This is a genomic window from Kitasatospora sp. NPDC032150, assembly GCF_055579945.1.
The window spans coordinates 192354-208554 of record NZ_JBVIMH010000003.1 but is presented as its reverse complement, the minus strand read 5'-3'; the positions used below and the strand labels follow the sequence as shown (position 1 = coordinate 208554).

The window sequence follows — 16201 nt, the reverse complement described above, 5'->3', positions numbered from 1 at the left end:
GACGCCACGTCAGCCGCGCAGCATGCCGCCGACGATGCTGCCGATACCGGCGCCCTCGGCGCTGGCGACGGCGCCGTCCCGGGCCAGGTACGGCTCAAGGGCGTGCGCGAGACCGGACAGCGGCATGCTCTGCAGCCAGATCCGGCCCGGGCCGGTCAGTGCGACCAGGAAGAGGCCGTCACCACCGAAGATCTTGTTCGCGATGCCCGGCACCCTGGTGATGCTGAACTGCACGGACTCGTCGAACATCCCGACGTGCCCGGGGTGGACCAGCATGGTCTGCCCCGGCGCGAGGGTGTACTCGGTGAGCTCGCCGGAGAGCTCGATCCAGGCGCGGCCCTGTCCCTGCAGCTTCTGCAGCACGAAGCCCTCGCCGCCCCACAGGCCGCCCCGGAAGGACTGCTGCAGCGCGACCGTCGGAGTGATCCCGGGGGTGCCGCAGATCCAGCCGTGCCGGTGCACCATGACGCTCCGGTCCGGGGCGATGTCCACCGGCAGGATGTGGCCCGGGACCTTGGCGGCGAAGGCCACCATTGCGGGGCCGTTCTGCGCCTCGTACTGGGTCAGGAAGATGCCGCCGCCGCTGACCGCACGCTTGAGCGTGTTCAGCAGACCGCCGCCGCCGGGACCGCCGGTGTTGGTGGTCTGCGACATGTGCATGTTCGCAGACATCCAGGACAGCTCGCCGTGGTGGGAGATCACCTTCTCCCCGGCCTCCAAGTGGATCTCCAGTACCGGCATCGTGCTGCCCTTGACCACGGCCTGCATGACGGTTTCTCCCCCGTTCTCGGGGCGGTGCCGTACCGCCCACGGGAACGGTAGCGCCACCGCCTTCAAGGGTCGTTAAAACAGTTGAAAAGACTGGTAAAGACCCCAAGAGGGGCGGCGCCCGGCGACGGCAACGGTCCGGGCTGGTGATCCCGAGCCGAGGGGGTACCCATCCCCCAGCCTTCGGCCGGGAGGTGCCCCCAGGCCGGAGGCTGGGGGCGGCCCGCCGGTGCCGCAGCGCCGATCAGCGGCTCCGCCGCGGGCGACGAGTGACAAGCGACCGAGGAACGACGGAGTGCGGGCCCCTCGCCCCCAGCCTCCGGCCGGGGGCCCCGCCCGGTGGCGGGCGAGGAGGGCGAGCGAAGAGCGTCGGCGCCGGCTCAGAGGGCCCGGAGGCGAGCAGGCGAGTAGCAGTGCCCCGGCTCAGCGTCCCGCGGCGGCGCTCGGGAGCGTGATCTCGAAGCAGCAGCCGCCGCTGACGTTGTGCACGCTCGCCCGGCCCGCATGGGCCTCGACGATGCCGCGCACGATCGCCAGCCCCAGGCCCGCGCCGCTGTCGCCGTGCTCTGGACGGGAGCCGTCGGCCGCGCGCGGCGTACGGGCGCTGACGCCGCGCCAACCGGTGTCGAAGACCCTCGGCAGGTCCTGTTCGGGGATGCCGCCGCAGCCGTCGGTGACCGAGAGCACCACCTCGTCGGCCTCACGGCGGGCCGCCACCGCGACCACCCCGTCCGCCGGAGTGGCACGAATGGCGTTCACCAGCAGGTTGCCCAGCACACGGGTGATCTCCCGGCCGTCCACCTCCACCGGCTCGGCCGCCACCCGGCCGCCCTCCAGCCGCACCCCGCGCTGCCGCGCCAGCGGGTGGACGCCCGCGATCGCGTCTCCGACCAGGTCGTAGACCGAGACCCGGGCGAGCGAGAGGGTCAGCGCGCCGGCCTGGATCCGGGAGAGTTCGAACAGGTCGTCCACCATGCCGGTGAGCCGGTCCACCTCGGTGCGGATCCCGGTGAGGTAGCGGCGCGGGTCCTCGGCCACGCCGTCCTCCAACGCCTCGGCCATCGCCCGCAGTCCGGCGAGCGGCGTCCGCAGGTCGTGCGAGATCCACGCGATCAGCTCCCGCCGAGAGTGCTCCAACGCCTGCTCCCGCCGGCGGGATTCGGCGAGCCTCGCACTGGTGGCGGCCAGTTCCGCACTCAGCTCGGCGAGTTCGGAGCCGAGCGGCTGCGCGGGTGCGGCGAAGCCGTCGTCGCTGCCGACGGTGCGCGCCGCACGGGCCAGCGCCCGGCTGCCCGCGACCACCTGGCGGCCGAGCAGCGCGGCGGTGCCCAGTGAGACCGCGGCCGCCATGCACAGCACCGTGATCACCACACCGAGGTCGTGCTCGGAGAGGAACATCGCCTGCGCCACCGCCAGCGTCCCCGCGGTCATCGCGAGCACCGTCACCACGGCCACGCAGAACAGCGAGAGCGCCAGCGAGCGGCGGCGCAGCAGGCGGACCGCCGGCCAGCCGAGCAGTCCGGCGGCGCCCGCGCCGAGAGCGGCGTAGGCGGCGATCAGCAGCAAGTCCTTCACGACTTCTCCACTCCCCCGGTCGCCTCGGCCGGGTCGAAGCGGTAGCCGACGCCCCAGACGGTGTTGATCAGGCGGGGTGCCGCCGGGTCGTCCTCGATCTTCTCCCGCAGCCGGCGGACGTGGACGGTGACGGTGGACAGGTCGCCGAAGTCCCAGCCCCAGACCCGCTGCATCAGCTCCTCCCGGCCGAACGCGGTCGCCGGGTGCCGGATCAGGAACGCGAGCAGGTCGAACTCGCGCAGGGTGAGGGAGAGTTCACGTCCGGCCCGGTGCGCCCTGCGGGCCTGCGGGTCGAGCGACAGATCCCCCGCCGTCAGCAGTCCCGAGGTGTTCGCGGGCGCGGCGGCGGCCCGGGAGCGGCGCAGTACCGACTGCACCCGCAGGGTGAGTTCACGCGGGCTGAACGGCTTGGTGACGTAGTCGTCCGCGCCGAGTTCCAGGCCGAGGATGCGGTCGGCCTCGTCGCCCTTGGCGGTGAGCATCACCACCGGCAGTTCGCCGCCGTGACCGCTCGCGCGCAACCGACGGCAGACCTCCAGGCCGTCGATGCCGGGGAGCATCAGGTCAAGCACGATCAGGTCCGGCGGGGCCGCCGCCACCGCGGCCAGTGCCGCGTGGCCGTCGGCGGCTCGCTCCACCCGGTGGCCGGCCCTGGTCAGGTAGCCGGCGACCACCTCGGCCACGGTGGGGTCGTCGTCGACCACCAGGATCCGCGCGGGCCGGGCGGCCGCTCCGCTCGCGGGTGTGCCCGTGCCGGCTTCCCGGCCGTTCGGCGCGGTCGCGGGCGGAGGCGGAGGTACGGGTGCCGCCGGGGTGGCGGGGTTGTCTGTCACACCTTCGAGGATAGGAAGCCCGCCGCCCGGACCCGCCACCGCGCACTGCTCCGTACGACTTCCGTAAGGTCGCGGAGCCGCTGCCACCCGGCCCGCTCCGGGTAGCGTCAGCCGGGTGACCACTCCTCCCCCACCGGCCTCCGTCGACGTCGTGCTGCCCTGCCTGGACGAGGCGGCGGCGCTGCCCTGGGTGCTCGGCCGGATCCCGTCCGGCTGGCGCGCGATCGTCGTGGACAACGGTTCCACGGACGGCTCCGCCGAGCTGGCGCGCTCCCTGGGCGCGACGGTCGTCCACGAGCCGCGCCGGGGCTTCGGCGCGGCCTGCCACGCCGGTCTGCTGGCGGCCGGCGCCGAACTCGTCTGCTTTCTCGACTGCGACGGCTCGCTGGACCCGGCCCAGCTCCCACGGCTGACCGGGCCGGTGCTGGCCGGTTCGGCGGACCTGGTGCTCGGACGGCGCCGTCCGACCTCCGCCCGGGCCTGGCCGCTGCACGCCCGGCTGGCCAACGCCGAGCTGGCCCGGCGGCTGCGGGCCCGCACCGGGGCCCCGCTGCACGATCTCGGCCCGATGCGCGCGGCCCGGCGCGAACGCCTGCTGGCCCTGGGACTCGGTGACCGGCGCTCCGGCTATCCGCTGGAGATGGTGCTCGCGGCGGCGGCGGCGGGGATGCGGATCGCCGAACGCCCGGTGGAGTACCGCCCGCGCGCTGGCCGTTCCAAGGTGACCGGCACCCTGCGCGGCACCCGTCAGGCGGTCCGGGACATGCGGGCCGTGCTCGCCGCGCCGCCGCCGACCCTCTTGGTGATCGCCAAGGAGCCGCTGCCCGGCCGGGTGAAGACCCGGCTGACCCCGCCCTGTACCCCCGAGCAGGCCGCCGCACTGGCCGAGGCCGCGCTCTCGGACACCCTGTGCACGCTGTCGACCGTCCCGGCCGGACGGCGGGTGCTGGTCCTGGACGGCGCCCCGGGCCGCTGGCTGCCGCCCGGCTGGGAGGTGGTCCCGCAGTCGGCGGGCGGCCTGGACGTACGGCTGGCGGCCGCCTTCGCGCACGCCGCGCCCGGTGCGCCCGCGCTGCTGGTGGGCATGGACACCCCGCAGCTCACCGCGCGGATGCTGGCCGACCCGCTGTCCGCCGCGCGGCGGAACGGGGTGGACGCCTGGTACGGCCCCGCGACCGACGGCGGCTTCTGGGCGCTCGGCCTGGCCCGGCCGACGGCCGACCTGGCGCACCGGCTGCTGGCGGGGGTGCCGATGTCCTGCGGTCGGACCGGGGCGGTCCTGCTGGAGCGGCTGGGTGGTCTGACCGTCCGCCAGCTGCCGCCGCTGACCGACGTGGACGGTGTCGGGGACGCCGCCGAGGTCGCCGCGCTCCGGCCGGACGGGCGGTTCGCCCGCTGCTGGCGGTCGGTCGCGGGCGCGCTCGGCGAGCGCTCGGTGCCGGGGCACGGCGGAGCGGACCGGTGACCGCCACCCGGCCGTGGGTCGACGACCCGTTCGCCGCGGCGATCGCGTCCGGGCGGGGCCCGCTCTGGCTGCGCCGCTCGGACGGCGGGCGGCTGCGGCTGGACGTCGAACGCTGGTGCGCGCCCGCCGCCGGGGCCGACCACGGGCTGCTGCGGCGCTGCGTCCGGCTCGGCACTCCGGTGCTCGATCTCGGCTGTGGCCCCGGCCGCCTGGTCGCGGGGCTGCTGGAGCTGGGTGTGCCGGCGATGGGGGTGGACGTGACGCCGGCGGCGGTGGCCCGGACCCAGCACCTGGGTGGTCCGGCGCTCTGCCGTTCGCTGTTCGACCGGCTGCCCGCCGAGGGGCGCTGGGGTGCGGTCCTGCTCGCCGACGGCAACCTCGGGATCGGCGGGGACCCGGACGCGCTGCTCCACCGGGTCTCTCAACTCCTCTCTCCTGGCGGCCGGTTGCTGGTCGAGGTGGAGCCGGTGGCGGTGGACGAGCGGCTGACCGTACAGGTGCAGGGCCCCGACGGCCGCTGCGGTCCGCCCTTCCGGTGGGCGCGGCTCGGCGCCGAGGCGACCGTGCGCCGGGCGGCGCGCGCGGGCCTGGCCGAGCGGGAGCGCTGGACTTCGCACGGCCGGCGCTTCCTGGCGCTCGCCCGCGAATCCGGGCGATGAGATGGTACGCGCCATGGACAGCCGGTTTGCCTGGTCGACGCGGTTCTTCCGGTCGATGTGGCGGCACTGGGAGCATGCCTGGCTTCCTGCCGGGCGGTCCCTCACGGTGGGCCGAGGGCGAGCCGCAGCGGTCCGACGTAGGCGAACGCATCGCACACGATCCCGGACACCCAACCTCCCGATCGATCGGTCGGGAGGTAAAAAGCGCGTCAGCTCCGCGTCGACTCCGTTGACCCGGCTTCCCCGGCGGTGCTTTGCTTCACGACAACGAGGCGCACCATCTGTCAGTCCGTCAGACACCGTGCGATCCAGCACGGTTGGTTCCACCGCCCCCACCGCCGGAGCAGGACGAGAGCCCTGCGCGGACCGCTACGCCGTGCCCTGAGTACCTCCGCTGCCAGGATCCTTCGCTGCGCAGACACTGCGTGACGTTTCGCTCTCCCGCCCTGCCGTGCGAACGTGCGCCATCTCCGGCTTCCGGCCCGGTCACCGGGCCGATGTCCCATCGGTGCGTCCCGCCACCTGTCCCACGCAGCCCCGACCGCCCGCCGCCGACCGGCGCCCGGGCGACCTGCAGGAGAGAGGATCCCCCGCACATGGGCAACCCCCACGGCCGCGGCGCGGCCAGAACGGCCCTGACCGGCCTCGCCGCACTGTCCCTCGTCACCGGCGCCCTGATCACCGCCGCCGCATCCCAAGCGGTGGCCGCGCCGGACGCGCAGCAGAACCGGACCCACTCCGTCGCCAACCCGTACAGCCCCGCGTACGGGCACGACTACCGGCACGGCGTGGTGCCGACCATCCAGCAGAACGGCAAGATGAAGGCCTGGGCCACGGCCCAGCCGTCGCCGCAGGCCGCGACCGGCCCGGAGACGCTGTCCTACGGCGGCGGCACCAACGGCGTCGGCGTCCTGGACGGCCACGCCAAGGTCTACCTGGTGTTCTACGGAAACCAGTGGGGCTCGCAGAGCACCAACGGCAGCGGTGACGCGACCTTCTCCGGCGACCCGGACGGCGCCGCGCCGGTCGCCCAGGAGATGTTCAAGGACATCGGCACCGGCGGCGAGCTGTGGTCCGCGGACCTGACCCAGTGGTGTGACGGCCCCAACGTCTCGGCGGGCGCGACCAGTTGCCCCTCGAACGCCAGCTTCGTCCCCTACCAGAGCGGCGGCGTGCTGTCCGGCGTCTGGTACGACAACTCCGGCGCCTCGCCGAGCGCGGCCAGCGGCAACCAGCTGGGCCAGGAGGCCGTCAAGGCGGCCGGCCACTTCGGCAACACCACGGCGGCGGCCAACCGGGACGCCTACTACGTGATCCTCTCTCCGCACGGCACCAACCCGGACAACTACCAGAACCAGTACTGCGCCTGGCACGACTACACCGGTGACACCACGCTCACCGGCGGCGCGGTCAGCTCGCCCTACGGCGACCTGGCGTTCTCCAACCAGCCCTACAACATGGACTCCGGTGCGGGCTGCGGCGTCGGCTTCGTCACCTCGCCCGGCACCCTGGACGGCTGGACGATGACCCTCGGCCACGAGTGGCACGAGACCATGTCCGACCAGTTCCCGGCGGGCGGCTGGACCAACCAGCAGAGCGGCAGCTCCTACAACGGTCAGGAGAACTCCGACGAGTGCGCCTGGCTCAGCCCCGGCACGGCGGGCGGCGCGGCCATGGTCACCATGGGCACCGGCACCTTCGCCGAGCAGGCCAGCTGGTCCAACGACACCAACTCCTGCGCCATCTCGCACCCGATCGTGGGCGGCGGCACCGGCCAGAACACCGTCACGGTGACCAACCCGGGCAGCCAGAGCGGCACCGTCGGCACGGCGGCCAGCCTGCAGATCAGCGCGAGTGACTCGGCCTCCGGCCAGACGCTGACCTACTCGGCCACCGGCCTGCCTGCCGGCCTGTCGATCAGCTCCTCGGGGCTGATCTCCGGCACCCCGACCACCGCGGGCACCTCCTCGGTGACGGTCACCGCCAAGGACGGCACCGGCGCCTCCGGTAGCGCGACCTTCTCCTGGACCGTCTCCGGCTCCGGCGGCGGTGGCGGCACCATCACCAACGGCGGGTTCGAGAGCGGCAGCCTGAGCGGCTGGAGCGCGAGCGGCGTCACCAGTGCCGCCACCTCCGCCGCACACAGCGGCGGCTACGGCGCGATGCTCGGCTCGGCCGACCCGACCACCACCTCCTCGATCGCCCAGACCTTCACCGCGCCGGCCGGCAGCAGCAAGGTCTCTTTCTGGTACAACGTCACCTGCGACGACACGGTGACCTACGACTGGGCGACGGCGACCCTGAAGGACAACACCACCGGTACCAGCAAGACCGTCCTGGCCAAGACCTGCACCCTGGGCTCGGGCTGGAAGCAGGCCTCCGGCTCCCTCACCGCGGGCCACAGCTACACCCTCACCCTCACCAACAAGGACGACAACTACCCGGGCGACGCGACCTACACCTACTACGACGACGTGACGGTCTCCTGACGTAACGTCACTCCCACTGCGGGGGCGGGCCGGAACCGGCTCGCCCCCGCGGCCGTCCAAGGGGAGACCACGACAGGAGGGACCGTGAATCCTCGAACGGTTCACCGGCGTACCACGTACGTCCTCGGCGCACTGCTCACCACTGCCCTGGCCGTCGGCGGCTGCTCGCCGACCGGCGGCCACCCGGCCACCGGCGGCCCGTCGTCGCCGTCACCGCCCACGGCGTCGAGCCCGTCGCCGCCCACCGCATCGGGCGGGGCGTCCGCGACGGCGTCCGGCCCGGCGTCCACGGCAACGTCCGGCCCGGGCACGACCCCGCCCGGGTCGGTCCTCCTCGACGAGCACGCGGCGGGCAGCACGGTCCGGGTGGGCAGCGGCACGACCGTGCTGGTCAGGCTGCACAGCACCTACTGGTCGATCCCGGCCAGTTCCGACTCCCAGGTGCTCGCGGCCGTCTCCGGCGGGAGCACACCCACGGGGGCCTGCGAGCCCGGCGGCGGCTGCGGCGTGGCCGCGGCCGACTTCGTCGCCCGGCGGCCGGGCAGTGCGAAGGTCACCGCCCAGCGGCGCAGCTGCGGCGAGGCGATGCGCTGCCCACCGGGACAGGGCAGTTACACCGTCGCCGTCGAGGTCACCGGTTGACGGCGGAACACCCGGCCCGAACTCCTCACCGGCGGACCGGGCCCGTCAGTCACCGCTCGGCAGGGGCGGGAGTGCCGGTTCGGTCAGCCAGGCCGTGAAGAAGTCGTCCAGTGGGCGGCCGGCCCAGCGGGTGGCGGCGGCGGTGAAGTCGGCGGTGGTGACGGTCGAGTGGCGGTGGGTGTCGGTCCAATCGCGCAACAGCCGGAAGAAGGTGTCGTCGCCCAGGACGCGGCGCAGGGCGTGGACGGTGAGGCCGCCGCGCTGGTAGACGCGGTCGTCGAACATCAGCCGGCGGCCCGGGTCGGCGAGGATCAGATCCTGTGGCAGGGAGGAGAGTTGGCGGTGTGCGGCCTCGGCGAGGGTGTGGGCACCGGGACCGCCGGAGTGCTCCGACCAGAGCCACTCGGCGTACTTGGCGAAGCCCTCGTTCAGCCAGATGTGCTGCCAGTCGGCGACGGTGACGCTGTTGCCGAACCACTGGTGGGCCAGCTCGTGGGCGACCAGCCGTTCCCAGCCGCGCGCGCCGTCCAGGTGGTTGGTCCCGAAAGAGGCGAGCCCCTGGGCCTCGACGGGCACGTCCAGCTCCTCGTCGACCACCACCACCGTGTACTCACCGAACGGATAGCGGCCGAACAGCTCCTGGAACAGCCGCATCATCTCGGGCTGCCGCCCGAAGTCGCTCTCGAAGCGCGCTGCCAGGCGGGCCGGGACGTACCCGAGCTGCGGCACGGCGGCGGAGCCCTCGTCCAGCCGCACCGCCCGGTACGAGCCGATCGACAGCCCGACCAGATAGCTGGGCGTCGGGGCCGGCTGCTCGTAGACCCAGGTGGTGGTGGACGCGTGCGTGGTGCGCGCCAGCAGGCGCCCGCCGAGTACCACCGCGTACCCGGACGGCACGGTCAGCGAGATCAGGTACGCGGCCTTGTCCGAGGGTCGGTCGTTGCACGGGAACCAGGAGGGCGCACCGACCGGCTGACCGGCCACCAGGGCCCCGTCCCCGGTCTCCTCCCAGCCGATCCCGCCCCACGGGCTGCGGACCGGCTTCGGCTTGCCCGACCACCGCACCTCGACGGTGAACCCGGCACCCGGCGCCGGGGGTACGGCCGGACGGATCCGCAGTCTGCCCCCGCGATGGGTGTGCCGCGCCGCCCGTCCGTCCACGTGGACCCGTCCGACCCGCAGACCGGCCAGGTCCAGCGCGAACTCCCCCAGCCGGTCCGGTCCCGGCGCGGCGACGGCCTCGATCCGGGCGCTGCCGACGAGCCGGTTGCCCTCCGGCCGGTAGTCAAGTGTCAGTTCGTACCGCCGGACCTGGTAGCGCGGGTCACCGCTGTCGGGGAAGTAGCTGCTGGTGGCCTGCGCCTGCTGGGAGTTCACCGGTCTGTCCGCTCTCTGCGAGGGCCCGCCGTGGTGCCGTGGCAGCCACCCTACCGCCGGCTCACCCCGCCCGGGTCACCCGTCGCCCCCGGATGCGGTCCGACGGCCGATCCGCCCCGAGCGGTCCCGCGTTCTCGGACCAGTCAAGTGACCGACCAGTAAGGTACTCGGTACGACGCTGGGCGAAGGGGAGTTGGCGAAATGAGCGACGACGGCGCACAGCCGACCGGAACCGGGTTCTTCACCTCGGTTGACGATGTGTCCGCGAAGCTGGCCGAGGCTGGCTATCTCGCCTCCCCGGCGGTCGCCACCACGGTCTTCCTGGCCGATCGGCTCGGCAAACCGCTGCTGGTGGAGGGCCCGGCCGGGGTCGGCAAGACCGAACTGGCGAAGGCGGTCGCCCGGGTCGGCGGCGCGAGACTGGTCCGGCTGCAGTGCTACGAGGGCATCGACGAGTCCCGCGCGCTGTACGAGTGGAACCACGCCAAGCAGCTGCTGCGGATCACCGCCGGGCGGGACGAGACCTGGGAGGCGGCCCGCACCGACGTCTTCGGCGAGGAGTTCCTGCTCACCCGGCCGCTGCTCACCGCGATCCGCGGCGACGAGCCGACCGTGCTGCTGATCGACGAGACCGACAAGGCCGATGTCGAGGTCGAGGGCCTGCTGCTGGAGGTGCTGAGCGACTTCCAGGTCACCGTGCCCGAGCTGGGCACGATCACCGCCACCCGCCGCCCGTTCGTACTGCTCACCTCCAACGCGACCCGCGAGCTCTCCGAAGCGCTGCGCCGCCGCTGCCTGTTCCTGCACCTCGACTTCCCCGACGCCCGGCTGGAACAGCGGATCGTCCGGCTGAAGGTGCCCGGCCTGGACGAGGTGCTCGCCGAGTCCCTGGTCAAGGTGGTCGGCGCGTTGCGGGCGATGGAACTGCGCAAGTCGCCGTCGGTGGCGGAGACCATCGACTGGGCCCGCACCCTGCTCGCGCTCGGCGCCGACACCCTGGACGAGACGGTGGTCCGCGACAGCCTCGGTGTGATCCTCAAGCACCAGGACGACGTGCTGAAGGCCTCCCGTCAGCTGACGTTGACATGAGCGAGGCCACAGCGAGCGCGGCCGACCAGGGCGCGGCCGACGCCGCCGAGCCGGTGGACGCCCTGCCCGAGCGACTGACCGGATTCGTCCAGGCACTGCGCGGCCACGGCCTGCGGATCGGCCCCGGCGAGACCGTGGACGCCGCCGCCGTGCTCGCCGTGCTCGGCCTCACCGACCGCGCGTACATCCGCGAAGGACTCGCCGCCGCACTGCTGCGCGCCGACGGCCAACGCGCCGTGTTCGACGCCACCTTCGATCTCTACTTCCCGCTCGGCGTCGGCGCCGCGGAGGCCACCCGCCGGAGCACGGGCCCTGGACCTGCCGATCCCGCCACCCTCGAGCCCGCCAAGCCGGTCAGTCCCGCCACCCCCTTCAGTCCCGTCAACCCCAGCGACCGGGCCGTCCTGGACGACCTGCGGGCGCGGCTGGCCGAGGCACTGGCCGCCGACGACCGCGCGGCCCTCACCCGACTCGCGGGCGAGGCGGTGAACGCCCTCGGCCGGTACGGTTCCGGCCCCACCGCCCAGGGCTGGTCCGCGCACCAGACCCTCAGCCGGCTGCAGCCGGAGACCCTGCTGGCCCGGGTGCTCGCCGCCCTCCGCGCCGGACGGCCGCCCGGGTTCACCGACCGGCTGGACGCGGACGGGATCCGCCGCCGGATCCAGGGCTTCCGCGGCCTGGTGGGCACCGAGGCCCGGCGGCGCGCCGCCGAACTGCGCGGCACCGACCAGGTCGCCCGGCGCGCCGTGGCGCCCAGCACCGACCAGGTCGACTTCCTGTTCGCCGGCCGCGACCAACTCGCCGAACTGCGCCGCACGGTACAGCCGCTGGCCCGCAAGCTCGCCACCCGGCTGGCCGCCCGCCGCCGCAGGGCGAGCGGCGGGCGGATCGACCTGCGCCGCACCCTTCGGCGCTCGCTCTCAACCGGCGGCGTACCGCTGCGTCCGGCCTACCGCCGGCGTCGGCCCGGCCGGCCCGAGATCGTGCTGCTGTGCGACGTGTCCGGCTCGGTGGCGGGCTTCGCGGACTTCACCATGCTGCTGGTGCAGGCGATGCGCGACCAGTTCAGCAAGGTCCGCGTCTTCGCCTTCGTCAACCGCACCGACGAGGTGACCCGGCTGGTCTCCGCGGGCTCCGCCGATCCGGCCGCGCTCAGCCGGCGCATCCTCACCGAGGCCAAGGTGGTCGGCTTCCACGGCAACAGCGACTACGGCGCCGCGCTGGGCGAGTTCGCCGACCGCTATCCGGACGCACTCGGTCCGCGCACCTGCGTCCTCATCCTCGGTGACGCCCGCAACAACGGCCGCGACCCCAACGTGCCTGCCCTGAAACGAATTTCAGAACGCGCTCGCCGGGTGTACTGGCTCAACCCCGAGCAGACCGAGCTCTGGGCCACCGGTGACTCCGCCGCCCACGCGTACGCCGGACTCGTCGAGATGCACTCCTGCCGCAACGCCCGCCGCCTCGGCGAACTCATCGCCCGGCTGCTGCCGGTCTGACTACCGCCGGAATCCGAGTGCGGTCGCCGGCCGGCTGTGGCAGGGTAAGGATCAACTCGTTCTTCACGCAATGAGATTGACGCCCATCTCGTTGACGCCGCCCGACGCACTGGGCCATGGTGCCCACATCAGGACGGCGAGTGGAGGGACGAGCCCATGACAATGGACCACCAGCGATTACCACTGACCACTGGCAGCGAGTGCACGATGGTGTACGGCCGTCCCGGTCCCGCGCTGCGGAACTGGGTACTCGGCTACCGCGGCTACCGGATGAGACTGCCGAAGCCGCGACGGCGCATCGAAGTACCCACCGACGTCATCACGTTGGCGCTCGGTTTCGAGGGCGCACTCTCCTTGGTCGACGCTGTGGAGCCGGGCCCCGTCGCACGCTTCACCTCCGTGGTGAGCGGTCTGCGGCGTACCGCGACGATCGCGGCGCACGACGGTCGGCTGCGGGGAGTCACGGTCTCGCTCACCCCGCGGGGCGCGTACCGGATGTTCGGTCCCGTGGTGGCCGAGCTCGGCAACCGGTGGACCGACGCCTGCGAGGTCATCGGCCGCGGTGCGACCGAACTGGTCGATCGCCTGGCCGGGGCACCGGGCTGGCCGGCTCGGTTCGGCATCCTCGACGCCTTCTTCACCGCCAGGCTGGCCGAGGGCACGGAGTGGGATCCGGCGGTCGCCCGCGCCTGGAACGCGCTGCGGGCCTCCGGTGGGCAGACGACGGTGGAGCAGCTGACCGAGCTCACCGGCTGGAGCCGCCGCCGACTGGAGCTGCGCTTCCGCTCGCAGATCGGGGTGCCACCGAAGCAGGTGGCCCAGATCACCCGGCTGCAGCGCACACTCGAGGCGTTCGAGGCCCCGGGCCGGCCGTGCGGCGCACTGATCGCCGAGCGGTGCGGGTTCTACGACCAGGCCCACCTCCACCGCACCTTCAAGGGGATGGTCGGCTGCTCACCCCGGGAGTTCTTCGGCTGGCGCGATCTCGGCGCCGGGCTCCCCGAGCCGACCGACCGGCTCCGCGGCCGGGTGACCAGCGCCGTGCTGCTCCCGGCAGCGGACGGCCCCGCCGGGCCGGCCCACTCTGACCCCCCGGTTCTGACCGGCCGGTTCTGACCGGGCCGCGGCACGCTTTCGCTTTCGTACAAGACAGGCCGGCCCGTCGCACGGCAGGCTCTGCAAGGACGGCCGCACCGGGAGACCCGGCCCGGCCGCACTGGGGGGAGTCTCGCACCCGAGGTCCGGCAGGACCCCGTCCGAACAGGCCGGTCCCGTCCCGCGAACCGCCCGGAGCACTGTGCACGGAGAGCGTTGCAGACAGCAGGATCGACACCAAGGAGCCGGAATGTCCTTCCGAACGTCAGTCCGTCTGGCGGCCCTCACCACGGTCGTCGGCGCGGGCCTGCTGGCGGTCCCCGCGACCGCCGACGCCGCCATCGCCCACTACACCCCGCAGTCCATCTGCGGTTCCAGCTACGGCACTCGCGCTTCCTTCAACCTGCCGGGCGGCACCTCGACGGTCTACCTGACCTACAGCGGCTCGACCGGCAAGAACTGTGTGGTCACCATCAAGAACAGCCGGGTCGGCACCCCGACCCTCACCGGCGCCTACATCACGTACGGCGACGGCAGCGGACGACAGCAGGACGCCAACAACTACAGCTCCTACGCCGGGCCGGTCTACCTGTACGCCCCCGGACAGTGCATCTACTTCGGCGGCGAGGACTACAACTCCGGTGGCTGGTGGGGCGAGGGCCCGGGCTGGTGCGGCTGACGGATCGGCCGCGTCGATCGAAGACGCACCGTGACTGAGGACCGTCCGTGACCCCCGGCCTCGGCCTTCCTCCGAGGGCCGAGGCCGACCGGCTCCGGGCGGGCCTCAGGAGAAGACCACCGAACGGAACTTCAGACGCTCGGAGGCGTGGCCGGTGAACGGCCGGAGGCTGAAGTAGTCGCCTCCGCAGTCGGCGTCCTTGAAGACCGCGGCGGTCGAGGCCGTACGGTTGCGCGGGGTGTCGGCGGGCTCGGAGTCGTTCGGGTCCGCCACCTCGGGCAGGTTGACGCACACCCGGCTCGGCGCGGCGATCAGCCGGCCGATCTGCGGGGAACCGTCCAGGCCGATGAACCGGTAGGTGAACTCGCCCTGAGCCGCGCCGGCCGAGGCGGGAACGGTCAGCACGAGCAGGAGAGCGGCGGTGGCGGCCGTCGCGGCGTTGCGGAGACGCATGATCAGGTGTTCCTTCTCGATGGCGGGGTTTGCCAGGTCGGGCAGGCATCACGGTAGGAGGCCCCGCATCCGCCGAAACGATTCCCCGCGTAACCTCCGCACTGCAGCGAGTTGACGTGACGTCAACTCCTCTTGATCCGGACACGTCGCACGATCGCGCCGAGTACCACCAGGGCCAACGCGGCGCCGTACGCGGGCTGCTGGGCGTCGCCCTCGAAGAGATACAGCGCCTGCCCGGCTGCGGGGACGGCCAGCCACTCCCAGCGCCCGTCGAGCGCCACCAGCGCCACGACCAGCAGGCCGTACCAGGGGTACGCGGGCGCGACCAGCAGCAGCGCGGTACCGGTGACCAGCAGCGCACCGCTCCACGGACGCGCCGGGTCGCCTCGCCGCAGGACGTACAGGATGACCGCCGCCAGCACCAGAGCGGCCGCGTACGGCGCCCAGTCCGCCGGGAGCAGCAGCCGCAGCAGGCCGAACCGCCCGGTGTTGCCGTCGTCCTGGTACCCCTCCTCGCGCAGATAGCCGGGCAGATAGCCGATCACCCCGGTGCCCGAGGCCAGCACGTACGGCAGGTAGGCGAGCGCGAACGCGGCCAGCGCGGCGCCGGGCAGCACCAGATCACCGAGGCGCGGACGGCGGGCGAGCGCGCCCGACATCACACCGGGCAGCGCGAGTCCGGGGAGCAGCTTGGTGGCGATGGCCGCGCCGAGCGCGGCCCCGGCGGCGACGACGCGCCGCCTGACCGCCAACGCGAGGGCGATGACCAGCAGCAACGCACCCAGGGTGTCCACATGGGCGTCATTGACGGACCAGATCGCGATGCCGGGGAACCATCCCCAGAGCGCGGCGTGCCAGTCCCGTCGGCGGACCAGCAGCAGCACCCCGGTGGTGGCGACCGCGAGCAGCGCGCCGCCGACCTGGACGGTCCGCACGGTCCCGCCGGCCGCGTGCAGACCCAGGAACCAGTACTCGGCGACGGGCGGGTAAATGGTGTGCACGCCGGGCCGGTTGATGTGGGTGCAGACGCCCGAGGCGGTGCGGTGCTCGTTCCAGGCCAGGCAGGGGCCCGGCGGGAACAGCGCCGGGTCCCGGAGCCGGGCGAGCGCGGGGTCGTCGGGCGTGTACCGGTACGGCGAGACACCGGCGGCCTGGACCCGGCCGTCCCAGACGTAGCGGTAGACGTCGTCGCTGGTTCGCGGCGGTGCCGCCAGGCCGGTGGCGGCGACGGCCACGCTGCCCGCCAGGACCAGTCCGGCGACCCGCCGCGCGGGCACTCGGCGCAGCATGGCCACGGCCGTCGCGAACAGGCCGAGGTCGGCGAGGTACCAACCGTGCAGCGGACGGGAGTTGCCGAGCGTCCCGCCCCGGGCGACGGTCAGCGCGAGGGCGGCGACCAACGCGGCCAGGACACAGACGGCGAGCACGGTGGCGGAGCGGGCGGGCGGTCGAGTGGTTGGCACGGGTTCACCCTGCCACCGGGTCCCACCGCTCCGGCGCAATGGCGGGCCGCCGTTCGACTTCCGTAAGCAGCGATGAAGATCAGGTGGTGGCCGTAGGTCACAGCGTAGTGCCTGC

The 16201-nt window shown here is 73.4% G+C and carries 14 protein-coding genes and 1 pseudogene; 9 read left to right on the top strand and 6 right to left on the bottom strand.

What is annotated here, in order from left to right:
- Window positions 1-9 precede the first annotated feature (9 nt).
- The 3 genes from ACZ5ON_RS05200 to ACZ5ON_RS05190 form a co-directional block, all read right to left on the bottom strand.
- On the bottom strand, window positions 10-768 hold the full coding sequence (locus tag ACZ5ON_RS05200; RefSeq protein WP_465585733.1) for a TIGR00266 family protein: 759 nt from the start codon (window positions 766-768) through the stop codon (window positions 10-12).
- Between the two features lie 423 nt (window positions 769-1191).
- A complete protein-coding gene (locus ACZ5ON_RS05195; protein ID WP_465585731.1) occupies window positions 1192-2343 on the bottom strand; it encodes a sensor histidine kinase in 1152 nt (383 codons plus the stop codon).
- Complete coding sequence (locus ACZ5ON_RS05190; RefSeq protein ID WP_465585729.1) at window positions 2340-3176, bottom strand: response regulator transcription factor; 837 nt, start codon at window positions 3174-3176, stop codon at window positions 2340-2342. Before ACZ5ON_RS05190 ends, ACZ5ON_RS05195 begins: the two co-directional genes overlap by 4 nt.
- 115 nt (window positions 3177-3291) lie before the next feature.
- Between ACZ5ON_RS05190 and ACZ5ON_RS05185 the strand changes: the two are divergent.
- From ACZ5ON_RS05185 to ACZ5ON_RS05165, 5 genes and pseudogenes are all read left to right on the top strand, one after another.
- A pseudogene (locus ACZ5ON_RS05185) lies at window positions 3292-3966 on the top strand (glycosyltransferase family 2 protein); the annotation flags it as partial.
- Window positions 3940-4641, top strand: a complete 702-nt coding sequence (locus tag ACZ5ON_RS05180) for a TIGR04282 family arsenosugar biosynthesis glycosyltransferase (protein ID WP_465586117.1) — start codon at window positions 3940-3942, stop codon at window positions 4639-4641. The pseudogene ACZ5ON_RS05185 and the gene ACZ5ON_RS05180, both read left to right, overlap by 27 nt.
- Entirely contained in the window at window positions 4638-5300 is a 663-nt protein-coding gene (locus ACZ5ON_RS05175; protein ID WP_465585727.1) for a methyltransferase domain-containing protein, read from the top strand. Before ACZ5ON_RS05180 ends, ACZ5ON_RS05175 begins: the two co-directional genes overlap by 4 nt.
- Before the next feature lie 596 nt (window positions 5301-5896).
- On the top strand, window positions 5897-7789 hold the full coding sequence (locus tag ACZ5ON_RS05170; RefSeq protein ID WP_465585725.1) for a putative Ig domain-containing protein: 1893 nt from the start codon (window positions 5897-5899) through the stop codon (window positions 7787-7789).
- Window positions 7790-7873: 84 nt separating this feature from the next.
- Entirely contained in the window at window positions 7874-8431 is a 558-nt protein-coding gene (locus tag ACZ5ON_RS05165) for a hypothetical protein (protein WP_465585723.1), read from the top strand.
- Window positions 8432-8476: 45 nt separating this feature from the next.
- Here the strand turns inward: ACZ5ON_RS05165 and ACZ5ON_RS05160 are convergent, their stop codons facing one another.
- Window positions 8477-9808 carry a M1 family metallopeptidase gene (locus ACZ5ON_RS05160; protein ID WP_465585720.1) on the bottom strand — a complete coding sequence of 444 codons (1332 nt, stop codon included), beginning with the start codon at window positions 9806-9808 and terminating at the stop codon, window positions 8477-8479.
- A 201-nt stretch (window positions 9809-10009) separates the two neighbouring features.
- Between ACZ5ON_RS05160 and ACZ5ON_RS05155 the strand changes: the two genes are divergently transcribed.
- The 4 genes from ACZ5ON_RS05155 (at window position 10010) to ACZ5ON_RS05140 (ending at window position 14170) form a co-directional block, all read left to right on the top strand.
- Entirely contained in the window at window positions 10010-10897 is an 888-nt protein-coding gene (locus ACZ5ON_RS05155) for an AAA family ATPase (protein WP_465585717.1), read from the top strand.
- Window positions 10894-12396, top strand: a complete 1503-nt coding sequence (locus ACZ5ON_RS05150) for a vWA domain-containing protein (RefSeq protein WP_465585715.1) — start codon at window positions 10894-10896, stop codon at window positions 12394-12396. The genes ACZ5ON_RS05155 and ACZ5ON_RS05150 overlap by 4 nt, the downstream gene beginning before the upstream one ends.
- 207 nt (window positions 12397-12603) lie before the next feature.
- Window positions 12604-13512, top strand: a complete 909-nt coding sequence (locus tag ACZ5ON_RS05145; protein WP_465585713.1) for a helix-turn-helix domain-containing protein — start codon at window positions 12604-12606, stop codon at window positions 13510-13512.
- A 229-nt stretch (window positions 13513-13741) separates the two neighbouring features.
- The gene (locus ACZ5ON_RS05140; RefSeq protein ID WP_465585710.1) at window positions 13742-14170 is read left to right on the top strand and encodes a spore-associated protein; all 429 of its coding nucleotides are present in this window, start codon (window positions 13742-13744) and stop codon (window positions 14168-14170) included.
- A gap of 105 nt (window positions 14171-14275) precedes the next feature.
- On the opposite strand, the gene ACZ5ON_RS05135 is transcribed toward ACZ5ON_RS05140, so the two are convergent.
- Entirely contained in the window at window positions 14276-14623 is a 348-nt protein-coding gene (locus ACZ5ON_RS05135; protein WP_465585707.1) for a hypothetical protein, read from the bottom strand.
- Window positions 14624-14745: 122 nt separating this feature from the next.
- Window positions 14746-16086, bottom strand: coding sequence for a glycosyltransferase 87 family protein (locus tag ACZ5ON_RS05130; RefSeq protein WP_465585704.1), 1341 nt, complete (start codon window positions 16084-16086; stop codon window positions 14746-14748).
- Window positions 16087-16201 lie beyond the last annotated feature (115 nt).

Bases quoted from the DNA above. Each gene is read 5' to 3' on its own strand.
- ACZ5ON_RS05200 (WP_465585733.1), bottom strand. From the start codon at position 768: ATGCAGGCCGTGGTCAAGGGCAGCACGATGCCGGTACTGGAGATCCAC.
- ACZ5ON_RS05180 (WP_465586117.1), top strand. From the start codon at position 3,940: ATGCGGGCCGTGCTCGCCGCGCCGCCGCCGACCCTCTTGGTGATCGCC.
- ACZ5ON_RS05170 (WP_465585725.1), top strand. From the start codon at position 5,897: ATGGGCAACCCCCACGGCCGCGGCGCGGCCAGAACGGCCCTGACCGGC.
- ACZ5ON_RS05155 (WP_465585717.1), top strand. From the start codon at position 10,010: ATGAGCGACGACGGCGCACAGCCGACCGGAACCGGGTTCTTCACCTCG.
- ACZ5ON_RS05150 (WP_465585715.1), top strand. From the start codon at position 10,894: ATGAGCGAGGCCACAGCGAGCGCGGCCGACCAGGGCGCGGCCGACGCC.
- ACZ5ON_RS05145 (WP_465585713.1), top strand. From the start codon at position 12,604: ATGGTGTACGGCCGTCCCGGTCCCGCGCTGCGGAACTGGGTACTCGGC.
- ACZ5ON_RS05140 (WP_465585710.1), top strand. From the start codon at position 13,742: ATGTCCTTCCGAACGTCAGTCCGTCTGGCGGCCCTCACCACGGTCGTC.
- ACZ5ON_RS05135 (WP_465585707.1), bottom strand. From the start codon at position 14,623: ATGCGTCTCCGCAACGCCGCGACGGCCGCCACCGCCGCTCTCCTGCTC.